This window comes from Vibrio sp. 1402, from assembly GCF_033340275.1.
In genome coordinates this window covers 1-663 of record NZ_JAWOWE010000325.1, presented here as the reverse complement: position 1 = coordinate 663, position 663 = coordinate 1, and the positions used below count along the sequence as shown (strand labels likewise).

The following is a 663-nucleotide window of genomic DNA, read 5'->3' as shown; positions in this document are numbered from 1 at the left end:
ATGCCGAACCAACTGGCGCGCTCACGGTAGCGGCACCAGAGGCGTTTTTAAACTCGGTCTTGCAACCGTTCGTGCTGCCTTTTTTGCAACGTTATCCAAAAATTCAGCTCAAGCTGCGCGCTGCCGACGGGGAAATCGACCTGTTTCGTCAAGGCATTGATGTTGCCTTTAAACTCACCGATAAACCGGATGAGAATTTGGTGCTCAAAGAGATAAGTAAAACCAATCTGGTTTTGTGTGCGTCGCCAGACTACCTCGCACAAAGAGGCATGCCAGAACATCCGACGCAACTTGAACAGCACGACTGTATTTACCTAGCAGAAAACGACAAAGACAACATTTGGTCGTTTTTTAAAGAAGAGGCGTTTCATTCCATCGCGGTCAGTGGTCGGTATGCGGTCAACCATTCGCAAATGCGCCTAAATGGCGTCAAGGCCGGTTTAGGAATTGGCATCTTCCACGATTTCGTGGTGAAAGAGGCATTAGAGCGCGGAGAAGTGGTCGAAGTGTTGTCCGATTGGATGATCAAAAGTAACTACCACGGTGCGGTCGCCATGCAGTACGCACAAACCAAGCACATGCCTGCGCGGCTGCGTGTATTTCTCGTCTTTGTAAACGAACATGTCGTCTCTAATGAACCCAATCATGTGTAATGCGATTCAT

Annotated in this window: 1 protein-coding gene; it reads left to right on the top strand. The window is 48.9% G+C overall.

What is annotated here, in order from left to right; all coding sequences use genetic code 11:
- Positions 1-653, top strand: a 653-nt coding sequence (locus R7044_RS25850; protein ID WP_225456077.1) for a substrate binding domain-containing protein, incomplete at its 5' end; no start/stop codon positions are given.
- Positions 654-663 lie beyond the last annotated feature (10 nt).